We start from the raw sequence: 26,154 nt of genomic DNA on the forward strand, positions 1-26,154 counted from the left end.
ATCATGCCGCTGCCTCACGAGTTAAATTTGTCGCGTTACAGACAAATTCAGGTGAGATGGTGAATCGCAGATTTCGACATTCCCGGATGAGGGTAGCCCGACGCTTCGCCCATTCGGCATTGCTTGCGGGGGCGGCAGTGCCATGGCCGTCGGCCGCGCAAGTGACCAACGGCGAGCCGCAACACGCGGACGGTGTCGTGCTTGAAATCGCGCCGGGCGAATATTCGACGACGCGATTGGGCGAGGCCGTGCTTTCCGCCGTCAATGGCGGCACGCTGGTGACGACCGGCAAGACGCGCGTGTTCACCACCGCCAATCTCGCGGCGGGCGCGACTGCGCTAGGCACCGGCTCGAGCGTCAGGCTGAGCGATACGGAAATCCGCACCCGTGGCGACTCCAGTGCCGGCATCGACCTCCGGTACGGCGGCAGCGCGACCGCAGAACGCATCTCGATCGATACCGACGGCGACTATGCGCACGGCGCGTCCGTCGACAGCGCCGGCGGCCGGCTCCGCATCGCCGACAGCGTCATCGTCACGCGCGGCAAGGAAGCGTATGGCATTTCGGTGAACTACGTTCCAGGCGGCGTCATCGACATCGCCGACACGCTGATTCGCACCAGCGGCCTGTTTGCCTATGGCATGGCCATCAGCTACGAGGGCGTCCGTGCGACGTTGAATCGCTCGGATATCCGGACGGACGGCGACTACGCGTCGGCGCTGTACCTGCCCGGTGCATCGGCTGTCTCGTTCGCCGACAGCCACCTCGAAACCAGCGGTGATTACGCTCTCGGCGTGGACACCCGCGAAGGGCGCGTCGAACTCGCGCGCACACAAGTCGTCACGCACGGCCGCAGCGCACACGGGCTGTATGCGTCGAAGGAATATACCGCCACACCGACCATCGACGCGATCGATACGCAGGTGGCCACCACCGGCGCCCGTTCGATCGGCGTACTGGCCCGGCTCGGCGGCCGGGTCACGCTGACACGCAGCGGCATCGTCACGACCGGCGAGCGCGCCCGCGGTGCGATGTCCGCCGGCGCGGGGGCGGTTGTGTCGCTCGCCGACGCAACCGTCGAGACGCGCGGCAACGAGGCCGCAGCGCTCTATGCAAGCGCCGGCGGCAGCATCGACCTGCTGCGCACCGACGCCCGCGCGACCGGCGACGCCGCGCCTGCCGCGAGCGTCCACGGCGGCAGGCTGACGGCGGACGGCGGTTCGCTCTTCAGCGAACGGCATGCGGCCATCGACGCGTCCGACGCCGACATCACGCTGCACAACGGCACCCGCGCCGCCAGCGGCACCGGCACGCTGCTGTCGGTCCGTGCCCAATCAGGCGCGCCCGTGCGCCTGACGCTCGACACCGGCGCGCAAGCGACGGGCGACATCGTGAACCAGCCGACCGACGACGGCAGCCCGACATCCGCCGTGACCGATGTCGCGCTGTCCGGCGCGTCCGTCTGGACCGGCGCAACGGACGCGGTGCGCACGCTGTCGCTCGACACGGGCAGCCGCTGGACCGTCACCGCCGATTCGTCGACCGGCTCCATCGCATTGAACGACTCGACGATCGCATTCGCCGCGCCGGACACCGGCACACCGCCCGCGCCGCGCACACTCGTCGTCAACGGCGACTACGCGGCCCGCAATGGCCGGCTCGTCATCCATACGATGCTGCAGGACGACGCGTCGCCCACCGACCGGCTCGTGATCGACGGCGGTCATGCGTCGGGCAACACGGAAATCGTCGTGAAGCGCACGGGCGGCAACGGCGCGCAGACGACACTCGGCATCCCGATCGTCGAGACACGTCACGGCGGGACGACCGACGCGTCGGCATTCGCGCTCGACGCCGCATCGGACGGCTACCGGAACGGCTTCGGCACGCTGTCGGCGGGCGGTTACGACTACATGCTCAAGCGCGGCGGCACCGGCGGCCACGAGGAGAACTGGTACCTCGTCTCGGCCGCCAAACCCGCGCCGCCGGCACCCGCGCCCGACCCCACCGATCCCGACCCGCCCGTCAGTCCGGAAACCGTCCCGCCGGCCCCGCCGCGCGCTGCCGCGCCCGAACCCGATGCGTACCTGGCCAACGCCGATGCGGCCGCGACAATGGCGATCCATACGCTGCATCAGCGCGAGGACCGTTCGCTGCGCGAGGCTCCCGGCGCGACGCCTTCGCTCGACGGCGCCGTCTGGCTGCGCGCCGAAGGCCAGTCCACGTCGATGTCGGGCGGCAACCGCAGCGTGTCGGGCAACGGCCGCCTGATCCACGCGGGCGCCGACCTGTTCCGTTTCGACGACGGCCGCGGCGGCCGCTTCCGGGTCGGCGCAATGGGTATGTACGGCAGCCAGACGAGCTGGTCGACCCGCCCGCTATGGAATGCGGTCCAACAGCGCATGGCGAATGCCACCGCGCGCGGCAGCGTCGCGGGTTACAACGTCGGGCTGTACGGCACCTGGTACGGCAATCGCGACATCCTGTCCGGGCCCTACGTCGATGCGTGGTTCATGTACGGTGCGTACGCGAACAGCGTCGGCGGCAGCCTCGCCGGCGACTCGTACCGCTCGCGCACCGTGACGGGATCGGTCGAAACCGGCTATTCGATCCGCTTCTACGAGCGCGGCGATACGCGGTTCTTCGTTGAACCCGAGGCGCAACTCGTCGTGTCGGACTATCGCGCGGCGGCGCACGATGCACCGGGCGGCCGCCTCGACGGGCAAGGCTCGACCGACGTGCTGACCCGTCTCGGCGTGCGCGTGCACGGCGTAACCGCGATGCCGTCCGGGCGCGAGCTGCGGCCGTTCATCGAGGCGAACTGGTGGCACGGCCCCGGATCGCGGTCGCTGACGCTCGACCGCAACGCGTTCTCGTTCAGCGTGCCGCGGGATCGCGCGGCGTTCCGGGTCGGCGCGACGGGGCAATTGTCGAAGCGCTTCGTGATATCGGCCGGCTTAGGGCTGGAGGCGAACCTGTCCGACTATGCGGTCGTCAAGGGCGAGTTGGCGGCGAAGTACCGCTGGTGACGTCGCACGGCCGGCGCCTCCTGCTCCATGCGGAAGGGCCGGCCGGTCTCCTGCACGTCCGCGGGGCCGATCCGACGCCTCCCCGAGCGCCCCCGAATCCGCCCTCCGCAATTTCCGCTATACTTTGCCGACCTGCCGCCTCCTTGGCGGCAGGTCGGCAGCGCGCCGATTTGCTGACTCGATTGCGGGCGCGCGAACCGGCCGGGGCCTTGATTTGTCTTTGTCCCGGCGGTTCACTACAAATGCGGCTAAAGAGGTCGTCAGCCGCGCATCTCCGACTCCGCGCATCGCCGACACCATTTAGCTGCCCAGTCATAAGGCGGAACGAATGGAATCGATCGGCATCGTCGCTCCACAGACCATGCACTTCGCCGAACCGCTGCGCTTGCAAAGCGGCAGCGCGCTCGGCAACTATCAGCTCGTCGTCGAGACGTACGGTGAACTCAACGCCGCGCGCTCGAACGCGGTGCTCGTCTGCCACGCGCTCAACGCGTCGCATCACGTCGCCGGCGTCTACGCGGACGACCCGCGCAGCACCGGCTGGTGGGACAACATGGTCGGCCCCGGCAAGCCGCTCGACACCAACCGCTTCTTCGTGATCGGCGTGAACAACCTCGGCTCGTGTTTCGGCTCGACCGGCCCGATGAGCATCGATCCGTCGTCCGGCAAGCCGTACGGCGCGCGCTTTCCGGTCGTCACCGTCGAGGACTGGGTGCACGCGCAGGCGCGCGTCGCCGACGCGTTCGGCATCGAGCGCTTCGCCGCCGTGATGGGCGGCAGCCTCGGCGGGATGCAGGCGCTCGCGTGGAGCCTGATGTATCCGGAGCGCGTCGCGCACTGCATCGACATCGCGTCGACGCCGAAGCTGTCCGCGCAGAACATCGCGTTCAACGAAGTCGCGCGCTCGGCGATCCTGTCCGATCCCGACTTCCACGGCGGCGACTACTACGCGCACGGCGTGAAGCCGAAGCGCGGCCTGCGCGTCGCGCGGATGATCGGCCACATCACCTATCTCTCCGACGACGACATGGCCGAGAAATTCGGCCGTGCGCTGCGCCGTGCCGACGGCGCGCTCGACGCGTACAACTTCAGCTTCGACGTCGAGTTCGAGGTCGAGTCGTACCTGCGCTACCAGGGCGACAAGTTCGCCGACTACTTCGACGCGAACACCTACCTGCTGATCACGCGCGCGCTCGACTATTTCGATCCGGCGAAGGCGTTCGACGGCAACCTGACGGCCGCGCTCGCGCGCACGCAGGCGAAATACCTGATCGCGAGCTTCTCGACCGACTGGCGCTTCGCGCCCGCGCGTTCGCGCGAGATCGTGAAAGCGCTGCTCGACAACAAGCGCACGGTCAGCTACGCGGAAATCGACGCGCCGCACGGCCACGACGCGTTCCTGCTCGACGACGCGCGTTATCACAACCTGCTCCGCGCGTATTACGAACGAATCGCCATCGAGGTGGGGGCATGAACCAGCAAGCACTGAATTCCCTGTCCGCGCGCGCGGACTTCCGCACGATCGCCCGCTGGGTCGAGCCGCGCTCGACCGTGCTCGACCTCGGCTGCGGCGACGGCTCGCTGCTCGCGCTGCTGATGGAGGAGCTGGACGTCACCGGCTACGGGATCGAACTGAACGACGCGGGCGTGCTCGCGAGCGCGAAGAACGGCATCAACGTGATCCAGCAGAACCTCGAGGACGGCCTGCGCCTGTTCGAGGATCACAGCTTCGACATCGCGATCCTGTCGCAAACCCTGCAGACGATCCACCAGACGGCCGCGATCCTGCGCGAGACGGCGCGCGTCGGCCGCGAGTGCATCGTGTCGTTCCCGAACTTCGGCTACTGGTCGCACCGGCTGTCGGTGCTGCACGGCCGGATGCCCGTGTCGAAATCGCTGCCGTACCAGTGGCACAACACGCCGAACGTGCGGGTGCTGACGATCAAGGATTTCGAGGCGCTCGCGCCGGAAGTCGGCGTCACGATCCTCGACCGCGTCGTGCTGCACGAAGGCCAGCCGATTCGATGGGGAGCGAACTGGCGTGGTAGTCTTGCTGTCTACCGCGTCAAGCGCAGCTGAGCCGGGGGGCCGTTGACGAACGCCGGGCCCGGCCCGCGCCGCTCCCCCCGCCGCGCGCTGCCGCCGCAATCAGTCAACGCTACCCAGTTCCAGTCCATGTCGAAAACGCCACACGAGGCGCCCGCACTCACCGCTCACGAGGATCACCCCGGCTGGCGAGCCTATCTGAACACGCACATGCTGATCTGCGTGTTCCTGGGCTTCACGTCGGGCCTGCCCCTGTTCACGCTCGTCTACCTCGTGCAGGCATGGCTGCGCTCCGAGGGCGTGAACCTGAAGGAAATCGGCCTGTTCGCGCTGATCCAGTTCCCGTATACGTGGAAGTTCCTGTGGGCGCCGCTGATGGACCGCTACCTCCCGCGCCTGCCCGGCTGGCGGCCGGGCCGCCGGCGCGGCTGGATGCTGCTCACGCAGGTGCTGGTCGCGGGCGCGATCGCCGCGCTCGGCTTCGTGTCGCCGCGCGATTCGATCTGGACGGTTGCCGCGCTCACGACGCTCGTCGCGTTCTTCGGCGCGAGCTCGGACATCGTGATCGACGCGTATCGCCGCGAGCTGCTGCGCGACACCGAGCAGGGCCTCGGCAACGCGGTGCACGTGAACGCGTACAAGCTCGCCGCGCTGATCCCCGGCTCGCTGGCGCTGATCCTGTCCGACCACATGCCGTGGGACGTCGTGTTCGCGATCACCGGCGCGTTCATGCTGCCGGGCATCCTGATGACGCTCGTCGTGCGCGAGCCAGAAGTGGTCGGCGCACCGCCGCGCAACCTGCGCGACGCGATCGTGCTGCCGTTCCGCGAATTCATCCAGCGCGACGGCTGGACCGGCGCGCTGCTCGTCATCGCGTTCATCTTCCTGTTCAAGATCGGCGACACGATGGCCACCACGCTGTCGACGTCGTTCTTCCTCGACATCGGCTTCACGCGCACCGAGATCGGCATCGTCGCGAAAACCACCGCGCTCGTCGCGAGCGTCGCCGGCGGCATCATCGGCGGCGTCTGGCTCGTGAAGATCGGCATCGGCCGCGGGCTGTGGGTCTTCGGCGCGCTGCAGATGGTGTCGACGCTCGGCTTCGCGTGGCTCGCGCAGGTCGGCCCCGGCTCGCCGGTGCTCGCGGCGCTCTACGACTTCACGGTCGCGGCCAGCCATGCGCTCGCGTCGTTCCTGTCGATCTTCGGCTTCGAGGTCACGCCGCATCTGAGCCCGATGACCGTCGCGCTCGCGATCGTCTACGGCTTCGAAACCTTCACGACCGGCCTGACGATGGCCGCGTTCGTCGCGTACATCGCGAGCACGACCGACCCGCGCTACACGGCCACGCAGTTCGCGCTGTTCACGAGCCTCGCGTCGGTACCGCGCACGCTCGCGTCGGCCGCGAGCGGCTTCATCGTCGCGAAGATCGGCTGGTTCGACTACTTCATCGTGTGCACCGCGCTCGCGATTCCCGGCATGCTGCTGCTGTTCAGGATCGCGCCGTGGAACGGCGCCGCACGCAACGGCGAGGCCAGCCGTGCGCAGTAACCGCCTGCACCGCCTCGCGCGCGTTGCGGCTTCGTGGAGCGTCGGTGCTGCGGCGCTCGCCGGGGGCTTCGCACATGCGGCCGACACCGGCGCGGCCGCGGCAGGCTCCGCGCCGGCCGCTGCGCCGGCAACGCCGCCCGCGCCGGCAACTTCGGCCGCGCCCGTCCCGCCGGCCACCGCCGAACCCGCGCAGCCGACCGGCGCCGCCGCGTCGACGAAGGCATATACACCGACACCGCAGCAGGTCCGCTACGGCAATGCGATCGCATTCCGCACGCTGATCCCGTCGCCGCTGCTCGAGCAGCTCACCGCGAGCGAATACACGCAGATCGTACAGGCGGCCGCCGACAGCAACCGCCTGCTGCCGGCAAACCAGCCGCGCGTGAAGCGCCTGCGCGCGATCGTCACGAAGCTCGCGCCGTATTCGGTGAAGTGGAACGATCGCGTGAAGAACTGGGCGTGGGACGTGAACGTGATCCGCTCGCGCGACATCCGCCTGACCTGCCTGCCGGGCGGCAAGGTGCTCGTGTACGGCGGCCTGCTCGAGCGCATCCGGCTGAACGACGACGAGCTCGGCGTGCTGGCCGCGCACGGCATCGCGCACGCGCTGCGCGAACATGCGCGCAGCAACTTCAGCGCGGCATCGCAAACTTCGCTGCGCGCCGCCGCGCTGCCGCCGCTGTTCGGCGTCGGCGATCCGCTGCCGCAGGCGCTGAACCTCGGCGAACGCCTGCAGTCGCTCCACTACGACCCGACCGACGAGACCGAAGCCGACGTGATCGGCGGCGACATCGCCGCCCGCGCGGGCTTCGATCCGCGCGCGGCGATCACGCTGTGGGACAAGCTCGCGGCCGCGACGCGCGCGAACAAGGCCACGGGCTTCATCTACACGCACCCGTACAGCACCGCGCGGCGCCAGGATCTGCTGAACCGGCTGCCGGACCTGATGCCGCTCTACGCGAAGGCGATCGGCAAGCGTGTCGACTCACTGCCCGACTACGCGGGCATCAGCGCGCAGCGGCGCAAGGTCGTGCGGCGCGGCGCCACCGGCTGACGCCGGGCGCTACGCGTCCGTATCGGCCACGGCCGGGCGAATCCCGATTTCACGCATCCAGCGCACTTCGTCACCGGGACTGCGGCCGAACAGCCGCTTGAACTCGCGGCTGAACTGCGACGCGCTCGCATAACCGACGCGCGCGGCCGCCGTACCGGCGCCGACGCCGTCCTGCACCATCATCAGCCGCGCCTGGTGCAGGCGCGCGGCCTTCACATACTGCATCGGCGACGTCGCCGTCACGTGCTTGAAGTGCGCGTGGAACACCGCGAGGCTCATCCCGGCCTCGCGCGCCAGGGTCTCGACATCGAGGTCGGCCCTCAGCTCCGCATGGATGCGCCGCAACGCCTTCGCGATGCGGCCGAAGTGATGCTGCTGCACGAGCGCCGCGCGGATCGCGTCGCCCTGCGCGCCTGTCAGCACGCGATACGCGATCTCGCGCATGATCGCGGGGCCCAGCACGCGCGTGTCGTGCGGCGAAGCCAGCACTTCGAGCAGCCGCACGACCGCATCGGCCAGCGGCGCGTCGAGCGGCGTCGAATAGACGCCGAGCGGTTCGCTCGCGGCCGCGCCGAGCGTCTCGTCGAGCAGGATCGCGAGTTCGGCGATCACCGCGAGATCGACGCGGATCGAGATCGCGAGAAACGGCTCCTCCGCGCTCGCGAAGGTCTCGCATTCGAACGGCAGCGGCACCGACAGCACCAGGTATTGCTGCGCGTCGTACACGAACGAGCGGTCGCCGAGATAACCGAGCTTGCGCCCCTGGCACACGACGATGATGCTCGGCTCGTACAGCACGGGCATGCGCGGCCCCGGACGGCTCACGCGGATCAAACGCACGCCGTCGAGCGCCGCGAGCGTGTCGCCCTCGTTCGGCGCGAGGCGCGTGTGCAGCTCGACCATGCGGCGCTGCATGCGGTCGCCCGTGTCGGCGAAAAGGGGCTCGAAGCTCATCTGCGTCATCCTGTCCGGCAAGAGAATCTGGCTCGCAATGTAGCATCTTGAATGCGTTTTGGCGGCCGTTTGCACGCAGTTCGAGAGGAATAGGCAAATCTTCCAGACCTTCGTGTATTTCATCGCGGCGCCGTGCTCCTTACGATGACGTCCTGCCTCGCCGCATCGCCATAGGGTGCGACGGCAGTTCGTTTCGCCGGATGTTTTCCCGGCCAAGGAGCCCCCTGCATGAGCACCACCTACGCTTACGCGGCAACCGATTCGCAGTCGCCGCTCGCCCCGTTCGAATTCCAGCGTCGCGCGCTGCGCGACCTCGACGTCCAGATCGACGTCCTCTACTGCGGCGTCTGCCACTCGGACCTGCACCAGGCGCGCAACGAATGGCGCAACACGATCTACCCGGTCGTGCCGGGCCATGAAATCGTCGGCCGCGTGACCGCGACCGGCCCGCAGGTATCGCGCTTCAAGGTCGGCGAGCTGGTCGGCGTCGGCTGTCTCGTCGATTCGTGCCGCACCTGCCCGAGCTGCGCCGACGGGCTCGAGCAGTATTGCGAGAACGGCTTCGTCGGCACCTACAACGGCCAGGACCGCGTGACGGGCGACGTCACCTACGGCGGCTACTCGACGCAGCTCGTCGTCGACGAGGCGTTCGTGCTGCGCGTGCCCGAGACGCTCGACCCGGCCGGCGCCGCGCCGCTCCTGTGCGCGGGGATCACGACCTACTCGCCGCTGCGGCAGTGGAACGTCGGCCCCGGCAAGAAGGTCGGCATCGTCGGGCTCGGCGGCCTCGGCCACATGGGCGTGAAGCTGGCACGCGCGATGGGCGCGCACGTCGTCCTGTTCACGACGTCGCCGTCGAAGATCGAGGACGGCAAGCGCGTCGGCGCGCACGAAGTCGTGATCTCGAAGGACGAAGCGCAGATGAACGCGCACCTGAACAGCTTCGACTTCATCCTGAACACGGTCGCCGCGCAGCACGACCTGAACCCGTTCCTGCACCTGCTGAAGCGCGACGGCACGATGACGCTCGTCGGCGCGCCGGAGCACGACCATCCGTCGCCGCAGGTGTTCAACCTGATCTTCAAGCGCCGCCGCCTCGCGGGCTCGCTGATCGGCGGGATCGCGGAAACGCAGGAAATGCTCGACTTCTGCGCGGAGCACGGGATCACGTCGGATATCGAGACGATTCCGATGCAGCAGATCAACGCCGCTTACGAGCGGATGCTGAAGAGCGACGTGAAGTACCGGTTCGTGATCGACATGGCATCGATCAAGCAGTAAGCGCCACCGCCGGGCGGCCCGCACGATCGCCGCCCCAAATGAAACGGGCCGCATGTTCGACATGCGGCCCGTTCTGCATCCGGCGACCGGCGGGTTCGGGCGCTACGCGCGCGGCGCGGCGCCGGCAATCACTTCTTGTAGTCGTAGTCCACCGTCAGCGGCGCGTGGTCGCTGAACTTGATGTCCTTGAAGATCGACGTGCTTTTCGCGGTGCCGGCGACGCCCGGCGTTGCGATCTGGTAATCGATCCGCCACCCGACGTTCTTCGCATACGCCTGGCCGCGGTTGCTCCACCACGTGTACTGCTCGGCGCGCGGGTCGAGCGTGCGGAACACGTCGACGTAGCCGACATCGTCGAACAGCTTCGTGAGCCACTCGCGCTCTTCCGGCAGGCAGCCCGAGTTCTTCTGGTTGCTCTTCCAGTTCTTGATGTCGATTTCCTTGTGGACGATGTTCACGTCGCCGCACAGGATCACCTCGCGCTTCTTCTTGAGCTGGGCAAGGTGCGGCATGAACTCGTCCATGAAGCGGTACTTCGCCTGCTGGCGCTCTTCGCCGCTCGAGCCGGACGGCACGTACACCGACACGACCGACAGCTTGCCGTAGCGCGCCTCGACATAACGACCCTCGGCATCGAATTCGCTGCTGCCGAAGCCGATGATCACGTCGTCGGGCTCGCGGCGGCTGTACACGCCCGCGCCGCTGTAGCCCTTCTTCTCGGCGTGGTGAAAATAGCTCTTGAAGCCGTGCGGCTCGACGAATTCGGCCGGCAGGTCGTCGGCCGAGACCTTGATTTCCTGCACGCACACGCAATCGGCGTTCTGTTCGCCGAGCCACTCGAAGAAGCCCTTCTTCGCGGCGGAGCGGATGCCGTTCAGGTTGGCGGTAATCACTCGCATCATGTCGGATTCCGTTCAGTTCGATGTTTTACAGGGTGGCAGCTTAACGGATCTTCACGCCTTCGAGCTCCGGCTTCGGCGGCGGGAATTCCAGCTTCATGTCGGTCATCGTGCGCAGCAGCAGCTCGGCGATCATCACGTTGCGGTGCGTCTTCGAGTTGGCCGGGATCACGTACCACGGCGCATGCTCGGCGGACGTCGCGGCGAGCGCGTCGCGGTACGCGGACTGGTACGCGTCCCAGTGCTTGCGCGCGTCGAGATCGGAGATGTCGAACTTCCAGTGCTTGGTCGGATCGTCGATGCGCGCCTGCAGCCGCTCGCGCTGCTCGTCCTTCGAGATGTGCAGGAAACACTTGATGATCGTCGTGCCGTTCTCGACCAGCATCGTCTCGAAATCGCGGATCTGCCGGTAGCGGCGCTCGCATTCCTTCGCGTCGATCAGGTCGAGCACGCGCGGCACGAGCACGTCTTCATAGTGGCTGCGGTTGAAGATCGCGAGCTCGCCCGCGGCCGCCACCTGCGCATGCACGCGCCACAGGAAGTCGTGCGCGGCCTCGATCGGCGTCGGCGCCTTGAACGACACGACGCGCAGGCCGAGCGGATCGACCTCGCGGAACACCGCGCGCACGGTGCCGTCCTTGCCGCTGGTGTCCATCCCCTGCAGCACGAGCAGCACGCGCTTCTTCTGCTGCGTGTGCAGGCGCTCCTGCTGCACGTCGAGTTCGGTCGACACGACCGACAGCCGTTCGCGGTCGTCATCCTTCGAGCCGGACGAAAACGGCTTTGCGGCCGGGTCGAACGCATCGAGCTTGAATGCGGCGGCTTCCTTCTCGCGCGTGAAATAAGGCACGCGGAAATCGTCGAGCGACGGTTGTTTCGCCATTCGTTCCTCCGTTGGACGGTGTGACGCATACGATAACGCATCCGCCAAACGCAACGGGCCGCCCCGAACTGGTTCGGGGCGGCCCGTCGTCAAGCGCGGTTCAGGCGCGCGCTCATGCTCAGCCGAGCTTCTTCTTCAGCAGTTCGTTGACCTGCTGCGGATTGGCCTTGCCCTTGGTCGCCTTCATCGCCTGGCCGATCAGCGCGTTGAACGCCTTTTCCTTGCCCGCGCGGAACTCCTCGACCGACTTCGCGTTCGCCGCGAGCACTTCGTCGATGATCGCTTCCAGCGCGCCGGTGTCGGAGATCTGCTTCAGGCCCTTCGCGTCGATGATGCGGTCGGCCGCGCCTTCGTCGTCCGGCTTCTCGTCCCAGATCGTCGCGAAGATCTCCTTCGCGATCTTGTTCGAGATCGTGCCGTCGGCGATGCGCTGCAGCAGCAGCGCGAGCTGCGCGGCCGACACGGGGATCGCGTCGATCTCGATGCCGTCGCGGTTCAGCTGCGACGATACGTCGCCCATCAACCAGTTCGCGGCGATCTTCGCGTTCGCGGCGCCGGCCTTCGCGACCACCGACTCGAAATACGCGGCCATCGCCTTGCTCGACGTCAGCACGCCCGCGTCGTACGCGGACACGCCGTACTGCTCGGCGAAGCGCTGCTGCATCGCGGCCGGCAGCTCGGGCATCCCGGACTGCACGCGCTCGATCCAGTCCTGGCCGATCACGAGCGGCATCAGGTCGGGGTCGGGGAAGTAGCGGTAGTCGTGCGCGTCTTCCTTGCTGCGCATCGAGCGCGTCTCGCGCTTGTCCGGATCGTAGAGGCGCGTTTCCTGCACGACTTCGCCGCCGTCCTCGATCAGCTCGATCTGGCGACGCACTTCGTAGTTGATCGCTTCCTCGAGGAACCGGAACGAGTTCAGGTTCTTGATTTCCGCGCGCGTGCCGAACTTCTCCTGGCCGACCGGTCGCACCGACACGTTCGCGTCGCAGCGGAACGAGCCTTCCTGCATGTTGCCGTCGCAGATGCCGAGCCACACGACGAGCCCGTGCAGTGCCTTCGCATAGGCCACGGCCTCGGCCGCGCTGCGCATTTCCGGCTCGGTGACGATCTCGAGCAGCGGCGTGCCTGCACGGTTCAGGTCAATCCCGGTCATCCCGGCGAAGTCTTCATGCAGCGACTTGCCCGCGTCTTCCTCGAGGTGCGCGCGGGTCAGGTTGACCGTCTTCTCGTACGCTTCCTTGCCGGCCTTTTCGTTGGCGGGCACCTGGATCGTGATCTGGCCGCCCTGCACGACCGGAATCTCGTACTGGCTGATCTGATAGCCCTTCGGCAGATCGGGGTAGAAATAATTCTTGCGCGCGAAGATGCTGCGCGGCGCGATGGTCGAGCCGATCGCGAGGCCGAAGCGGATTGCGCGCTCGACCGCACCGCGGTTCAGCACCGGCAGCACGCCCGGCAGCGCCAGGTCGACCGGGCACGCCTGCGTGTTCGGCTCGGCGCCGAACTGCGTCGACGCGCCCGAGAAAATCTTCGAGACGGTCGACAGTTGCGCGTGCGTCTCGAGACCGATAACGACTTCCCATTGAGTAGCCATGTGCTTACACCCCTGCCGGAACTTGCTTGTGCCAGTCGGTCGCGCGCTGGAACGCGTCGGCGACCTGCAGCATCCGGGCTTCGTTGAAATAGTTGCCGATGATCTGCAGGCCGACCGGGCGCTTCGCGTTCGCGCCCGCGCCGAAGCCGCACGGCACGCTCATGCCGGGCAGGCCCGCGAGGCTCACCGACAGCGTGTAGATATCCGCGAGATACATCTGCACCGGATCGTCGCCCTTCGAACCGAGATCCCATGCGACCGTCGGCGAAGCCGGGCCCATGATCACGTCGCAGGTCTTGAACGCTTCCTGGAAATCGTTCGCGATGATGCGGCGGATCTTCTGCGCCTGCAGGTAGTACGCGTCGTAGTAGCCGTGCGACAGCACGTACGTGCCGACCAGGATCCGGCGCTTCACCTCGGGGCCGAAGCCTTCCGCGCGCGACTTCTTGTACATGTCGAGCAGGTCGCCGTATTGCGCGGCGCGGTGGCCGAAACGCACGCCGTCGAAACGCGACAGGTTCGACGATGCCTCGGCCGGCGCGATCACGTAATACACGGGGATCGACAGCTCCGTCTTCGGCAGCGACACGGGCACGAGCGTCGCGCCGAGCGCTTCATACTGCTTCAGTGCCGCGTCGATCGTCGCGCGTACGTCGTCGGCCAGGCCGTCGCCGAAATACTCGTTCGGCAAGCCGATGCGCAGGCCCGCGAGCGGCTTGCCCGCATCGTTGCCGGCCGCCCACGGCTGGCCGAGGTGGCGCGTGAAATCTTCATCGTCGCGATCGAGGCTCGTCGAGTCGCGCTCGTCGAAGCCGGCCATCGCGTTCAGCAGCAGCGCGCAGTCGGACGCGCTCTGCGCCATCGGGCCGCCCTGGTCGAGCGACGACGCGAACGCGATCATCCCGTAGCGCGACACGCGGCCGTAGGTCGGCTTGATGCCCGTCACGCCCGCGAACGACGCGGGCTGGCGGATCGAGCCGCCGGTGTCGGTGCCGGTTGCCGCCGGCGCGAGGCGCGCGGCGACGGCGGCCGAACTGCCGCCCGAGCTGCCGCCCGGCACCGCGTTCGTGTCCCACGGGTTCTTCACCGCGCCGAACGCCGAGTTCTCGTTCGACGAGCCCATCGCGAACTCGTCCATGTTGGTCTTGCCGAGCGTGACCATGCCGGCCGCCTGCAGGCGGGCGACGACGGTCGCGTCGAACGGGCTCGCGTAGTTCGCGAGCATCTTCGAGCCGGCGGTCGAGTGCCAGCCGCGCGTGACGAACACGTCCTTGTGCGCGATCGGCAGGCCGGTGAGCGCGCCGCCCGCGCCGCGCGCGAGCTCCGCGTCGGCAGCTTTCGCCTGCGCGAGGGTCAGGTCGGCATCGACGTGGACGAACGCGTTCAGGTCGCGCGCGGCGTCGATCCGTTTCAGGTAGAGCTGCGCGAGCTCGACGGCCGAGCATTCCTTGGCGGCGAGCGCGGCGCGCAGTTCGGTCAGGCTTTTTGCGTGCATTGAGTGGTTTTCCTGGGAATTCTGGGTGGCGCGCGGCGCTGGCCGGCGCGCTTGTCGTCGAATGCTTACTCGATCACCTTCGGCACGAGATAGAGGCCGTCCTGGACGGCCGGCGCCGGACGCTGGTTGTCGTCGCGATTGACGACTTCCGTCACGGCGTCGTCGCGCAGGCGCTGCGCGACTTCCTGGATCTGTTCGATCGGGTGGGCGAGCGGCGCGATGCCGGCGGTGTCGACCGCCTGCATCTGCTCGACGAGGCCGAAGAGATCATTGAGCTGGCCGAGCATGTGCTCGGCGTCGGCGTCGGCCATTTCGAGTCGCGCCAGGTGCGCGATGCGTTTCACATCGGTCAGGGTCAGGGCCATGCGATCACCGGAAAAACAAGACTGCGCAATGCATCGAAAGCAGCACTGCGGCGGGGGGTTGGAGGGTGCGATCCCACCCTCAAAAATCGGGGCCGAAGCGGCAAAAATACCGCCCGTTTCGATTCAAATACCGTGAAATTATAAGGTATCATTACGCGTTCGACCCAAACCCGGCAGCCTTTTCCCGCACCGTTTCGCCCCGCTTCGGCAAGCCGTGCGTGCTTCGTGCGATCCCCGGTAGACATCACTCGCAGCTTCGTGCGCCGCGGCGGCCGCTTCCGCCACGCTTCCCGAGGCTGTTATTTTTTCCGCTGCCGCCCTCAGCGCTCGCTATGCAGGGCCGGCCCAGAGCGAAACAGGATTCTGAATGTTCGGTTTTTTGCGCAGCTACTTCTCCAACGATCTCGCGATCGACCTCGGCACCGCAAACACCCTGATCTACATGCGCGGCAAGGGCATCGTGCTCGATGAGCCGTCCGTCGTGTCGATCCGCCAGGAAGGCGGCCCCAACGGCAAGAAGACGATCCAGGCAGTCGGCAAGGAAGCCAAGCAGATGCTCGGCAAGGTACCGGGCAACATCGAGGCGATCCGCCCGATGAAGGACGGCGTGATCGCCGACTTCACCGTCACCGAGCAGATGATCAAGCAGTTCATCAAGACGGCCCACGAGTCGCGCATGTTCTCGCCGTCGCCGCGCATCATCATCTGCGTGCCGTGCGGCTCGACCCAGGTCGAGCGCCGCGCGATCAAGGAAGCCGCGCACGGCGCCGGCGCATCGCAGGTCTACCTGATCGAGGAGCCGATGGCGGCCGCGATCGGCGCAGGCCTGCCGGTGTCGGAAGCCACCGGCTCGATGGTCGTCGACATCGGCGGCGGCACGACGGAAGTCGGCGTGATCTCGCTCGGCGGCATCGTCTATAAAGGCTCGGTGCGCGTCGGCGGCGACAAGTTCGACGAAGCGATCGTCAACTACATCCGCCGCAACTACGGGATGCTGATCGGCGAGCAGACCGCCGAGGCGATCAAGAAGGAAATCGGCTCCGCGTTCCCGGGCTCCGAAGTCAAGGAAATGGAAGTGAAGGGCCGCAACCTGTCGGAAGGCATTCCGCGCAGCTTCACGATCTCCAGCAACGAAATCCTCGAAGCGCTGACCGATCCGCTGAACCAGATCGTGTCGTCGGTGAAGATCGCGCTCGAACAGACGCCGCCGGAACTCGGCGCCGACATCGCCGAACGCGGGATGATGCTGACGGGTGGCGGCGCGCTGCTGCGCGACCTCGATCGCCTGCTCGCGGAAGAAACCGGCCTGCCGGTGCTCGTCGCGGAAGATCCGCTCACCTGCGTCGTGCGCGGTTCGGGCATGGCGCTCGAGCGCATGGACAAGCTGGGCAGCATCTTCTCGTACGAGTGATCGTCTAGGCAGTCTTCCTGACATGACGCACCCGCGGCGTGGCCGGCTCGCTCATTCAGAACGAACCGCCGCGCCGTTTGCGCGTCTGAGCTTCATTTAACCGATCATTCGCGCCCGGCGCCGACCATGGAATACAGTCCGCCGCCCCTCTTCAAGCAAGGCCCGCCCGCGCTCGCGCGGCTCATCTTTTTCGTCGCCGTCGCGATCGCACTGCTGGTGTCGGACGCGCGCTTCAACACGCTCGAAATCGTCCGCGGCGTGCTCGGCACCGTGCTCTATCCGCTGCAGCGCGCCGCGCTCGTGCCGCGCGACCTGTTCATGGGCGCGGCCGACATCGCCGTCACCGGCGCGTCGCTGCGCCACGACAACGACGATCTCCGCAAGCGCAACCTGCAGCTGTCCACGCAGGCCAACCAGGCCGCCGTGCTCGCGCAGGAGAACGCGCACCTGCGCGCCGTGCTCGAGCTGCGCCAGCACATCGCGACGCAATCGACGCCGGCCGAGATCCAGTACGACACGAGCGATCCGTTCACGCAGAAGATCGTGATCGGCCAGGGTTCGCAGCAGGGCATCCAGAACGGCGCGCCCGTCGTCAGCGAGAACGGCGTGGTCGGCCAGGTCACGCGCGTGTTCCCGCTGCAGTCCGAAGTCACGCTGGTCACCGACCGCGATCTCGCGATTCCCGTGCAGGTGCTGCGCACCGGCCTGCGCAGCGTGATCTACGGCACGCCGAAGGGCGATTCGCTCGACCTGCGCTTCGTGCCGACGAGCGCGGATCTCGTCGTCGGCGACGAGCTCGTCACGAGCGGCCTCGACGGCGTCTATCCGCCCGGCCTGCCGGTCGCGAAGGTCGTACGCGTCGACAAGCTCGCCGATACCGCATTCGCGCGCGTGACCTGCGCGCCGATCGCCGCCGTGCGCGGCGCGCGCCAGATGCTCGTGCTGCATTACCAGAACGACATCCCGCCGCGCCCGGCCGAGCCCGATCCGGCCGCCGACAAGAACGCGAAGGGCAAGAAAGGCGCGAAAGCCGCCGCGAAAGGCGAGAAGGCCGACGCCGGCGCGAAGCCGGCCGCCGCGGCCCAGCCCGGCGCCAAGCCGGCGCCTGCCGCGCCTGCGCCTGCGGCCAAGCCCGCCGCCGCGCCCGCGAAGCCCGCGGCCGGGCAACCAGGAGCCCAGCGATGAATCGCCCGCAATACATCCTGCAGCCGGTCAATCCGTACTTCATCGTCTTCAGCCTCGCCGCCGCGTTCCTGCTGAACCTGATGCCGTGGGGCCGCCTGCCCGGCGTGCCCGACTTCGTCGCGCTCGTGCTGCTGTTCTGGAACATCCATCAGCCGCGCAAGGTCGGGATGGGCGTCGCGTTCGCGCTCGGCATCCTGATGGACGTGCATGACGCGGGGCTGCTCGGCGAGCATGCGCTCGCCTATACGCTGCTGTCGTACGGCGCGATCACGATCCACCGTCGCGTGCTGTGGATGCCGATCGGCGTGCAGGTGCTGTACGTCACGCCGCTGCTGGTCGTCGCGCAGCTCGTTCCGTTCGTGATCCGCCTCGTGATGGGCGCCGCGTTCCCGGGCTGGCGCTACCTGGTCGACGGCTTCGTCGAGGCCGCGCTGTGGCCGATCGCGAGCCACCTGCTGCTGATGCCGCAACGCCGCCCGGTCGATCCGGACGATACGCGCCCCATCTGAACCCTGGGCCTGCCTTGACTACCCGCCGCCTCCACGCCCGCCGCGCGCCGCGCTCCGGGGCGGCCCCTCGCCCGCAGCCGCATCGTGCGCGGGCCAGATCGATCGTAACCGCATGACCGAATTCAACGACACCCAACAGCAGCTCTCGAAGTTCCGCCTGCGCGTCGCGGCGGCGGGCGTGTTCGTGTTCGTCTGCTTCGGGCTGCTCGCGAGCCGCTTTTTCTACCTGCAGTTGATGCAGCACGGCAAATACGCGCTGCAGGCCGAGGAAAACCGCATCTCGGTCGCGCCGATCGTGCCGAACCGCGGGATCATCACCGACCGCAACGGCGTGATCCTCGCGAAGAACTATTCGGCGTACACGCTCGAGATCACGCCGTCGAAGCTCGACGACACGCTCGAGAACACGATCGACAAGCTGTCCGAGATCATCCCGATCGACGCGCGCGACCGCCGCCGCTTCAAGAAGCTGCAGGAAGACTCGAAGAACTTCGAGAGCCTGCCGATCCGCACCCGGCTCACCGACGAGGAAGTCGCGCGCTTCACCGCGCAGCGCTTTCGCTTCCCCGGCGTCGACGTGCGCGCGCGGCTGTTCCGCCAATATCCGCTCGGCACGACGGCCGCGCACGTGATCGGCTACATCGGCCGGATCTCGAAGCGCGACCAGGATCGCATCGACGCGATGAGCGACGACAACGACAGCGACCAGGAAAACTACGATCCGCGCCGCGACGCGAACAACTACAAGGGCACCGACTACATCGGCAAGATCGGCGTCGAGCAGAGCTACGAAACCGAGCTGCACGGGCTGACGGGCTTCGAGGAAGTCGAGGTGACGGCCGGCGGCCGGCCGGTGCGCACGCTGTCGCGCACGCAGGCGACGCCCGGCAACAACCTCGTGCTGTCGCTCGACATCGGGCTGCAGCAGGTCGCCGAGCAGGCGTTCGCCGGCAAGCGCGGCGCACTGGTCGCGATCGAGCCGAAGACGGGCGACGTGCTCGCGTTCGTGTCGTCGCCGAGTTTCGACCCGAACTCGTTCGTCGACGGCATCGACCAGCAGACCTGGGACGAGCTGAACAACTCGACCGACAAGCCGCTGCTGAACCGCCCGCTGCACGGCACCTACCCGCCCGGCTCGACGTACAAGCCGTTCATGGCGCTCGCCGGCCTGACGCTCGGCAAGCGCACGCCGGGCTGGGGCTTCCAGGATCCCGGCTACTTCACGTTCGGCGGCCACACGTTCCGCAACGACGTGCGCTCGGGCCAGGGCTGGGTCGACATGAACAAGGCGATCATGGTGTCGAACGACACCTACTTCTACATGCTCGCGCGCGACCTCGGCGTGAACGCGATCGCGAACTTCATGAAGCCGTTCGGCTTCGGCCAGATCACCGGGATCGACATCCAGGGCGAGGCGCGCGGGATCCTGCCGTCGACCGACTGGAAGAAGAAGGCGTTCAAGAAGGCCGCGCAGCAGAAGTGGTTCGACGGCGAAACGATCAGCCTCGGGATCGGCCAGGGCTACAACTCGTTCACGATCCTGCAGCTCGCGCACGCGACCGCGACGCTCGCGAACAACGGCGTCGTGATGAAGCCTCACCTGGTGAAGGAAATCGAGGACCCGATCACGCGCGGGCGCCGCCTGACCGTGCCGAAGGAAAGCGAAGTGATCCCGCTCAAGCAGGCCGACATCGACGTCGTGAAGCGCGGGATGGAGAACGTGATCGAGAACCCGTCCGGCACCGCGTACAAGGTGTTCCGCGGCGCGCCGTACCTCGCCGCCGGCAAGACCGGCACCGCGCAGGTGTTCTCGCTGCAAGGCTCCAACTACAAGGGCCACCTGCTCGCCGAGCACCTGCGCGACCACGCGCTGTTCATCGCGTACGCACCGGTCGACCATCCGCAAATCGCCGTCGCGCTGGTCGTCGAGAACGGCGGCTGGGGGGCGCAGGCCGCGGGCCCGATCGCGCGCCGCGTGCTCGACTTCTATCTCGTCGACCGCCAGAACCCGCAGAACGAGGCCGCGGCCGTGGCTGCCGCGGCGTCGGCGACCGAACCCGTCAACGCGCCGGTGATCGGCGACGCGAACCGGCCCGCCGCCGTCGCGGCCGGCTTCACGGCGCTGCCGCAGCCGGTCGTGCCGAGCGCGGCCAGTGCGGCGGAAGCGGCATCGGCCGCCGCGGCCTCCGAAGCGTCGGCCGCCGGTGCAAGCGCCGCCGCGCCGGCGAGCGTCGGTGCCGATGCGCCGAGGGCCGCGAGCCTGCCGCCGATCCGGCGCCCGCACCGGCCGCGCCGGCCCGCCAGTGACGCGCAGCCGCTCGTCGCCACGCCGCGCGACGACAACCACCGTGCGACGGCCTCCGCGAAGGCGGCGGACGCCGGCACCGCTCATTAACGGAGAAAGGCATGCAATTCGACAAGCGCGCCTGGCTCGACAAGATCAAGCAGATGTTCGCGGGCTTCGACCGCCCGCTCGCCCTCATCGTGTTCCTGCTGCTGTGCGTCGGCATCGTCACGCTGTACAGCGCGGCGATCGACATGCCGGGCCGCGTCGAGGACCAGTTGCGCAACATCCTGCTGACGTTCGTGCTGATGTGGGTGATCGCCAACATCCCGCCCACGACGCTGATGCGCTTCGCGGTCCCGCTCTACACGTTCGGGGTCACGCTATTGGTCGCGGTCGCGCTGTTCGGGATGACCAAGAAAGGCGCGAAGCGCTGGCTGAACGTCGGCGTCGTGATCCAGCCGTCGGAGATCCTCAAGATCGCGACCCCCCTGATGCTCGCGTGGTACTACCAGCGCCGCGAAGGCGGGCTGCGCTGGTACGACTTCATCGCCGCGTTCGGGATCCTGATGGTGCCGGTCGGGCTGATCGCCAAGCAGCCCGACCTCGGCACGGGCCTGCTCGTGTTCGCGGCCGGCTTCTTCGTGATCTACCTCGCCGGCCTGTCGTTCAAGCTGATCGTGCCGGTGCTCGTCGCGGGCGTGATCGCGGTCGGCTCGATCGCCGTGTTCGAAGATCGCATCTGCCAGCCCGAAGTGCAGTGGCCGCTGATGCACGACTACCAGAAGCACCGCGTGTGCACGCTGCTCGACCCGACTTCCGACCCACTCGGCAAGGGCTTCCACACGATCCAGGCCGTAATCGCGATCGGCTCGGGCGGCGTGCTCGGCAAGGGCTACCTGAAAGGCACGCAGGCGCACCTCGAGTTCATTCCGGAGAAGCACACCGACTTCATCTTCGCGGTGTTCTCCGAGGAATGGGGGCTCGTCGGCGGGCTCGTGCTGCTGACGCTTTACATGGCGCTGATCGCACGCGGGCTCTATATCGCCGCGCAGGGCGCGACGCTGTTCGGCCGCCTGCTCGCGGGTTCGCTCACGCTCGCGTTCTTCGTCTATGCGTTCGTCAACATCGGGATGGTGAGCGGCGTGCTGCCGGTCGTCGGCGTGCCGCTGCCGTTCATGAGTTATGGCGGCACGGCGCTCACGACGCTCGGCATCGCGATCGGGATGATCATGAGCGTCGGGCGGCAGCGGCGGTTGATGAAGAGCTGACCGCGCGGCACGCACGCATCGCAGAATGAAAAACGGCGCCGCGGCGCCGTTTTTTTCGACCGTCCTTGCCGAACGCGGCCGCGCGGCGCGGTGTGGCGCGACCTCCGTTCACTGCGCCGGCGCGTGCGTCCCGCCCGGCTCCGCGCCGGCACCCGACGCCGGCCCCTGCACCTTCAGCCGCGCACTCAGCTCCTTGAATTTCAGCCCGGCCGTCTCGTCGCCCTGCGCGGCCGCCGCCGCGTAATACGCCCGCGCGATGTTCAGGTTCTGCGCGACACCGTCGCCCCCGCGCTCGTAGAACGACGCGGTCACGTACTGCGCGGTCGGCTCGCCTGCATCGGCGGCCTGCTTGTACCACGCGAATGCCTGCCGGTTGTCGCGCGGCGTGCCGCGCCCGTCGAGGAACTGGTTCGCGAGCGACAACGCGGCCTGCACATGCCCCTGCTTCGCCGCCCGCAGGAACCAGCGATGCGCTTCGGCCGGATTGCGCGCGACGAACTCGCCGTCGTCGAGCATCCGCCCGTACACGTACTGCGCATGCGACATGTTCGCGTCGGCCGCGCGCTTCAGCCAGCGCAGCCCTTCGTCGACGTTCGCCGTCACGCCTTCGCCGGTCAGCAGCATCATCGCGTAGTTGAATTGCGCGAGACGGTCGCCGCGCTCGGCCGCGTCGTGGAACTGCACCAGCGCCGCGCGATAGTCGCCGGCGTTGTAGTCGGCGACCGCCGACTGCGTCTCGCGCGATGGATCGGGCTTCGCTTGCGGCGCGCCCGGTGCGCCCGCTGCAATACACACGCCATAGACGCCACACACGCACCACAGGCCGAGCATCGCGCCGATCCGCCTGCGCGCCCCGGCCCCACCCTGCACGCGCCCACGGCACGCGCCGTCGCCATCGTTCATGACCGTACCTCCTGCAGCGCCTGCCGCGTGGCGCGCAACAGCCAGCTGACGTCGGCCGACAGCGTGATCATCCGGTAGCCGGCCTCGCGATACTGGCGCGCGGCCGCCGTATCGCCCGCGAAGATGCCGACCGCGACGCCGGCCTGCCGGCCGGCCGCGAGCACGCGCGCCATCGCGGTTTCGACGTCCGGGTGGCGGATATCGCCGAGATGTCCGAGGCTCGCCGCGAGATCGGCCGGACCGACGAACAGGCAGTCGACGCCGGGCAGCGCCGCAATCCGCTCGACTTCGTCGACGCCGCGCGCCGATTCGATCTGCACGATCACCGCGACCTGCGCGTTCGCCGTCTGCACGTAATCTCGGCGCATCCCGAACGCTGCCGCGCGCACCATGCCCGCGACACCGCGCAGCCCGTCCGGCGATTCGGGCGACGGATAGCGCGTCAGCCGCACCGCGTGCGCGGCGTCGTCGACCGTCTCGATGCATGGAAACATCAGCGTGCGCGCGCCGGCATCGAGCGCGCGCTTCACGAGCCACGGCTCGCGCGCCGGCACGCGCACGACGGGTTCGCTCGGCAGATGGGCGGCCGCGATCGCGCGCAACTGCGATGCAACATCGCGGCTGTCGTTCGGCGCGTGCTCCATGTCGATGCAGAGCCAGTCGTAGCCGGCATGCGCGAGCGCTTCCGCGGCCGAGTCGCTGCCGAGCGACAGCCACAGGCCGTACAACGGGTCGTCGCCGTCGTGCAGGCGTTGTTTGAGGGAATTGGTGAGCGTGCTCATCGATACGGCCTCCTGGACGGAACGGCAATCGAACGGGACAAGCAACGGGCAAAGCGGAGCGCGACACGCCGGGCAGCGAAGCACGGCGGCGCCAGGACCGGGCCCTGGATCGTTGGTCGGCCGTGGATGGCCGATCTGACAGCGCCGGCCGCGCGATCGCGCACGGCCGCGTTTTCCGGCGCCACGCAACGATCATAGCGCGGCGTTAAGCGGAATGTGGGAACGGACGGGGGCGGGACGAAGCCGCGGGGTGCGGCGTCAGGCAGCCCGCGCCGGCTGGCGGGGCTGCCGGGAAGGCGGGATCAGCGGCCGGGCTGGCGTTCGACGTCGGCCCAGCAGTTCGGCGTTTCGTACAGGCGCACGCGCTCGAGCCGCAGGTTCACGCCGTAGTGCGCGTCGTACACGTTCGCGAGGATGTCGAACGCGATCGCCGCGAGGTTCTCGACGGTCGGGATCCGGTCGATCACGACCGTCTTGTGGTCGGCCATCTGCTCGAGGAACGAGCGCACGACCTCGTCGCGGGCGTAAACCAGGAACGCGTGGTCCCACTTGCCGACCAGGTGCTCCATCGCGAGCGCCTTCACGTCGGCGAAATCCATCACCATGCCGCGGTCGGGCGCCCCCTCGGTATCGACGAGATCGCCGCGCAGCGTGACTTCGAGCACGTAGCGATGACCATGGAGGTTCCGGCACTGGCTGCGGTGATCGGGAATGCGGTGGCCCGCGTCGAATTCGAGTTTTCGGGTAATCAGCACGATGTCAAAAGCCGTGGCTCAGGGAATGTTCAGATATTTGTGGGTCTGCATCGACAGCCGCCACTGCGGATGACGCTTGCACCAGTCGATTGCGAGCTTCGTATTCAGGTCGCGCGACGGGCCGTCCATCGGCTGGACGAGGAAGTATTCGAAGTCGAGCTTCGCGTAGTCGGCCAGCCGCTGGTTGTCCTGCGGGATCACGACCTTCAGTTCGTTGCCCTTCGTGACGACGAGCGGCGCGTCGGCCTTCGGGCTCACGCAGATCCAGTCGATCGATTCGAGCACCGGCAGCGAACCGTTGGTCTCGATCGCGATCTCGAAGCCGGCCGCGTGCAATGCGTCGACGAGCGGCTGGTCGAGTTGCAGCATCGGCTCGCCGCCCGTGCAGACGACGAAGCGGTGCGCCTCGCCCTCCGGCCACAAGCCGGCGATCGTCGCGACGAGCGCTTCGGCGTCCTTGAACTTGCCGCCGTTCTCGCCGTCGGTGCCGACGAAGTCGGTATCGCAGAAGCGGCACACGGCCTCCGCACGATCCTCTTCGCGGCCCGACCACAGGTTGCAGCCGGCGAACCGGCAGAACACGGCCGGCCGGCCCGCGTTCGCGCCCTCGCCCTGCAACGTGTAGAAAATTTCCTTGACCGCGTAAGTCATCGTGCTTCGTCCGGCTCGCGCCGCTCGTTGTCGATCAGAATCCGTTATTCGTCCAGCGCTGCCGGCGCACCCGCGTCACAGCGGCGCTTCGGTCACCCGCTCGCCCTTCAGGTAAGCCTCGTAGCCGCGCTTGCGCAGCTTGCAGGCGGGGCATTCGCCGCAGCCGAAGCCCCATTCGTGCAATTCCGCTCGCTCGCCCACATAGCACGTGTGCGTCTCGACGCGGATCAGTTCGACGAGCGCTTCGCCGCCGAGCTGCTCGGCGAGCTGCCACGTCTGCGCCTTGTCGAGCCACATCAGCGGCGTCTCGAGCACGATGCGCGTGTCCATCCCGAGGTTCAGCGCGACCTGCAGCGCCTTCATCGTGTCGTCGCGGCAGTCGGGGTAGCCCGAGAAATCGGTCTCGCACATTCCGCCGACCAGCACACGCAGCCCGCGGCGATAGGCGATCGCCGCGGCGATCGTCATGAACATCAGGTTGCGGCCCGGCACGAACGTGTTCGGCAAGCCGTTCGCCGCCGTCTCGATCTCGATCGTGCGCGTCATCGCGGTATCGCTGATCGCGCCGAGCACCGACAGGTCGATCATGTGATCGTCGCCGAGCCGGTCCGACCATGCGGAAAAATCGCGCTTCAGTGCTTCGCGCACGCCTTCGCGACACTCGAGCTCGACGCGGTGGCGCTGGCCGTAATCGAAGCCGAGCGTCTCGACCGTCTGGTAGCGTTCCAGAGCCCAGGCCACGCACGTGGCCGAGTCCTGCCCGCCGGAAAACAACACGAGCGCGCCGTCTTTAGCGTCTGTCCGAATCACCGTGATACTCCGTGAATGTGTAGGCTCGCGTCGCGCTGCGTCCCGGGGCCGGCTGCCGCCGGGCGGCCCGACGCGTGCCGGCCTGGGCCGGCTCGACCAGTATAGGCAGCGCAATCGGCCGCGAACGCGGCGGAGCGCTTATACCGCCCATCGCGCGGCATCGTTGCCGCGCGCCACGGCGGCACCACGCTGGCAGCCTGCCGTGCGCATGAAGCGATGCGCTAAGTTATTGAGCGGACACGGATTTTATCATGCCATCTCGAATACTGCCGGGCTCGCGGGCCCGCGGACCTCATCACGCCAACCCCACCACAAACGAAAAACCCCAAGAACCTTCCGATTCTTGGGGTTTTAATTCTGGTGGCCTGGGACGGAATCGAACCATCGACACGCGGATTTTCAATCCGCTGCTCTACCAACTGAGCTACCGGGCCAACGAAGA

22 protein-coding genes and 1 tRNA gene are annotated in these 26,154 nt (G+C 67.7%); 11 read left to right on the forward strand and 12 right to left on the reverse strand.

Going from position 1 to position 26,154, the window contains the following annotated elements:
* Positions 1-137 precede the first annotated feature (137 nt).
* The 5 genes from APZ15_RS03405 (at position 138) to APZ15_RS03425 (ending at position 7,680) form a co-directional block, all read left to right on the forward strand.
* Positions 138-3,029 (forward strand): autotransporter family protein, encoded by a 2,892-nt coding sequence (locus tag APZ15_RS03405; RefSeq protein WP_226816281.1) that lies wholly within the window; start codon positions 138-140, stop codon positions 3,027-3,029.
* A gap of 328 nt (positions 3,030-3,357) precedes the next feature.
* The gene (gene metX / locus APZ15_RS03410) at positions 3,358-4,503 is read left to right on the forward strand and encodes a homoserine O-succinyltransferase MetX (RefSeq protein WP_027788865.1); all 1,146 of its coding nucleotides are present in this window, start codon (positions 3,358-3,360) and stop codon (positions 4,501-4,503) included.
* Positions 4,500-5,108, forward strand: a complete 609-nt coding sequence (gene metW, locus APZ15_RS03415; RefSeq protein ID WP_021156285.1) for a methionine biosynthesis protein MetW — start codon at positions 4,500-4,502, stop codon at positions 5,106-5,108. The genes metX and metW overlap by 4 nt, the downstream gene beginning before the upstream one ends.
* Positions 5,109-5,204: 96 nt before the next feature.
* A complete protein-coding gene (locus APZ15_RS03420; RefSeq protein ID WP_027788864.1) occupies positions 5,205-6,626 on the forward strand; it encodes an AmpG family muropeptide MFS transporter in 1,422 nt (473 codons plus the stop codon).
* Positions 6,616-7,680: a M48 family metallopeptidase gene (locus tag APZ15_RS03425; protein WP_027788863.1), complete on the forward strand. Its 1,065-nt coding sequence runs from the start codon at positions 6,616-6,618 to the stop codon at positions 7,678-7,680. Before APZ15_RS03420 ends, APZ15_RS03425 begins: the two co-directional genes overlap by 11 nt.
* Before the next feature lie 9 nt (positions 7,681-7,689).
* Here APZ15_RS03425 and APZ15_RS03430 read toward each other — a convergent pair whose 3' ends face one another.
* The gene (locus APZ15_RS03430) at positions 7,690-8,634 is read right to left on the reverse strand and encodes an AraC family transcriptional regulator (protein WP_027788862.1); all 945 of its coding nucleotides are present in this window, start codon (positions 8,632-8,634) and stop codon (positions 7,690-7,692) included.
* 228 nt (positions 8,635-8,862) lie between these two features.
* Between APZ15_RS03430 and APZ15_RS03435 the strand changes: the two genes are divergently transcribed.
* Positions 8,863-9,915, forward strand: coding sequence for an NAD(P)-dependent alcohol dehydrogenase (locus APZ15_RS03435; RefSeq protein ID WP_027788861.1), 1,053 nt, complete (start codon positions 8,863-8,865; stop codon positions 9,913-9,915).
* 128 nt (positions 9,916-10,043) lie between these two features.
* Here the strand turns inward: APZ15_RS03435 and APZ15_RS03440 are convergent, their stop codons facing one another.
* The 5 genes from APZ15_RS03440 to gatC form a co-directional block, all read right to left on the reverse strand.
* Positions 10,044-10,817, reverse strand: a complete 774-nt coding sequence (locus tag APZ15_RS03440; RefSeq protein ID WP_021158564.1) for an exodeoxyribonuclease III — start codon at positions 10,815-10,817, stop codon at positions 10,044-10,046.
* A gap of 40 nt (positions 10,818-10,857) precedes the next feature.
* The gene (locus APZ15_RS03445) at positions 10,858-11,697 is read right to left on the reverse strand and encodes a polyphosphate kinase 2 family protein (protein ID WP_027788860.1); all 840 of its coding nucleotides are present in this window, start codon (positions 11,695-11,697) and stop codon (positions 10,858-10,860) included.
* A 118-nt stretch (positions 11,698-11,815) separates the two neighbouring features.
* A complete protein-coding gene (gene gatB / locus APZ15_RS03450; protein WP_021158566.1) occupies positions 11,816-13,291 on the reverse strand; it encodes an Asp-tRNA(Asn)/Glu-tRNA(Gln) amidotransferase subunit GatB in 1,476 nt (491 codons plus the stop codon).
* 4 nt (positions 13,292-13,295) lie between these two features.
* Positions 13,296-14,786, reverse strand: coding sequence for an Asp-tRNA(Asn)/Glu-tRNA(Gln) amidotransferase subunit GatA (gene gatA, locus APZ15_RS03455; RefSeq protein WP_027788859.1), 1,491 nt, complete (start codon positions 14,784-14,786; stop codon positions 13,296-13,298).
* A 65-nt stretch (positions 14,787-14,851) separates the two neighbouring features.
* Complete coding sequence (gatC, locus tag APZ15_RS03460) at positions 14,852-15,151, reverse strand: Asp-tRNA(Asn)/Glu-tRNA(Gln) amidotransferase subunit GatC (protein WP_027788858.1); 300 nt, start codon at positions 15,149-15,151, stop codon at positions 14,852-14,854.
* Positions 15,152-15,518: 367 nt separating this feature from the next.
* On the opposite strand from gatC, the gene APZ15_RS03465 reads away from it, so the two are divergent.
* The 5 genes from APZ15_RS03465 to rodA all read left to right on the forward strand — a co-directional run bounded on the left by APZ15_RS03465 (position 15,519) and on the right by rodA (position 21,811).
* Positions 15,519-16,562 carry a rod shape-determining protein gene (locus APZ15_RS03465; RefSeq protein ID WP_004189550.1) on the forward strand — a complete coding sequence of 348 codons (1,044 nt, stop codon included), beginning with the start codon at positions 15,519-15,521 and terminating at the stop codon, positions 16,560-16,562.
* Between the two features lie 126 nt (positions 16,563-16,688).
* On the forward strand, positions 16,689-17,747 hold the full coding sequence (gene mreC, locus APZ15_RS03470; protein ID WP_027788857.1) for a rod shape-determining protein MreC: 1,059 nt from the start codon (positions 16,689-16,691) through the stop codon (positions 17,745-17,747).
* Entirely contained in the window at positions 17,744-18,256 is a 513-nt protein-coding gene (gene mreD / locus APZ15_RS03475; RefSeq protein ID WP_009687274.1) for a rod shape-determining protein MreD, read from the forward strand. The genes mreC and mreD overlap by 4 nt, the downstream gene beginning before the upstream one ends.
* 112 nt (positions 18,257-18,368) lie before the next feature.
* Complete coding sequence (gene mrdA, locus APZ15_RS03480) at positions 18,369-20,651, forward strand: penicillin-binding protein 2 (protein WP_027788856.1); 2,283 nt, start codon at positions 18,369-18,371, stop codon at positions 20,649-20,651.
* 11 nt (positions 20,652-20,662) lie between these two features.
* The gene (rodA, locus tag APZ15_RS03485; RefSeq protein ID WP_027788855.1) at positions 20,663-21,811 is read left to right on the forward strand and encodes a rod shape-determining protein RodA; all 1,149 of its coding nucleotides are present in this window, start codon (positions 20,663-20,665) and stop codon (positions 21,809-21,811) included.
* Positions 21,812-21,919: 108 nt separating this feature from the next.
* On the opposite strand, the gene APZ15_RS03490 is transcribed toward rodA, so the two are convergent.
* The 6 genes from APZ15_RS03490 to APZ15_RS03515 form a co-directional block, all read right to left on the reverse strand.
* Positions 21,920-22,714 carry a tetratricopeptide repeat protein gene (locus APZ15_RS03490; protein WP_027788854.1) on the reverse strand — a complete coding sequence of 265 codons (795 nt, stop codon included), beginning with the start codon at positions 22,712-22,714 and terminating at the stop codon, positions 21,920-21,922.
* A complete protein-coding gene (locus APZ15_RS03495) occupies positions 22,711-23,496 on the reverse strand; it encodes an HpcH/HpaI aldolase family protein (protein ID WP_021163974.1) in 786 nt (261 codons plus the stop codon). Before APZ15_RS03495 ends, APZ15_RS03490 begins: the two co-directional genes overlap by 4 nt.
* 302 nt (positions 23,497-23,798) lie before the next feature.
* A complete protein-coding gene (gene queD / locus APZ15_RS03500; protein WP_021163975.1) occupies positions 23,799-24,251 on the reverse strand; it encodes a 6-carboxytetrahydropterin synthase QueD in 453 nt (150 codons plus the stop codon).
* Between the two features lie 18 nt (positions 24,252-24,269).
* Entirely contained in the window at positions 24,270-24,902 is a 633-nt protein-coding gene (gene queE, locus APZ15_RS03505; protein WP_021163976.1) for a 7-carboxy-7-deazaguanine synthase, read from the reverse strand.
* 75 nt (positions 24,903-24,977) lie between these two features.
* Entirely contained in the window at positions 24,978-25,712 is a 735-nt protein-coding gene (gene queC, locus APZ15_RS03510) for a 7-cyano-7-deazaguanine synthase QueC (RefSeq protein WP_027788853.1), read from the reverse strand.
* Positions 25,713-26,070: 358 nt separating this feature from the next.
* Positions 26,071-26,146, reverse strand: a tRNA-Phe gene (locus APZ15_RS03515).
* Positions 26,147-26,154 lie beyond the last annotated feature (8 nt).

The sequence above is a fragment of the Burkholderia cepacia ATCC 25416 genome (genome assembly GCF_001411495.1).
In the GTDB taxonomy this organism is placed as follows: Bacteria; Pseudomonadota; Gammaproteobacteria; order Burkholderiales; family Burkholderiaceae; genus Burkholderia; species Burkholderia cepacia.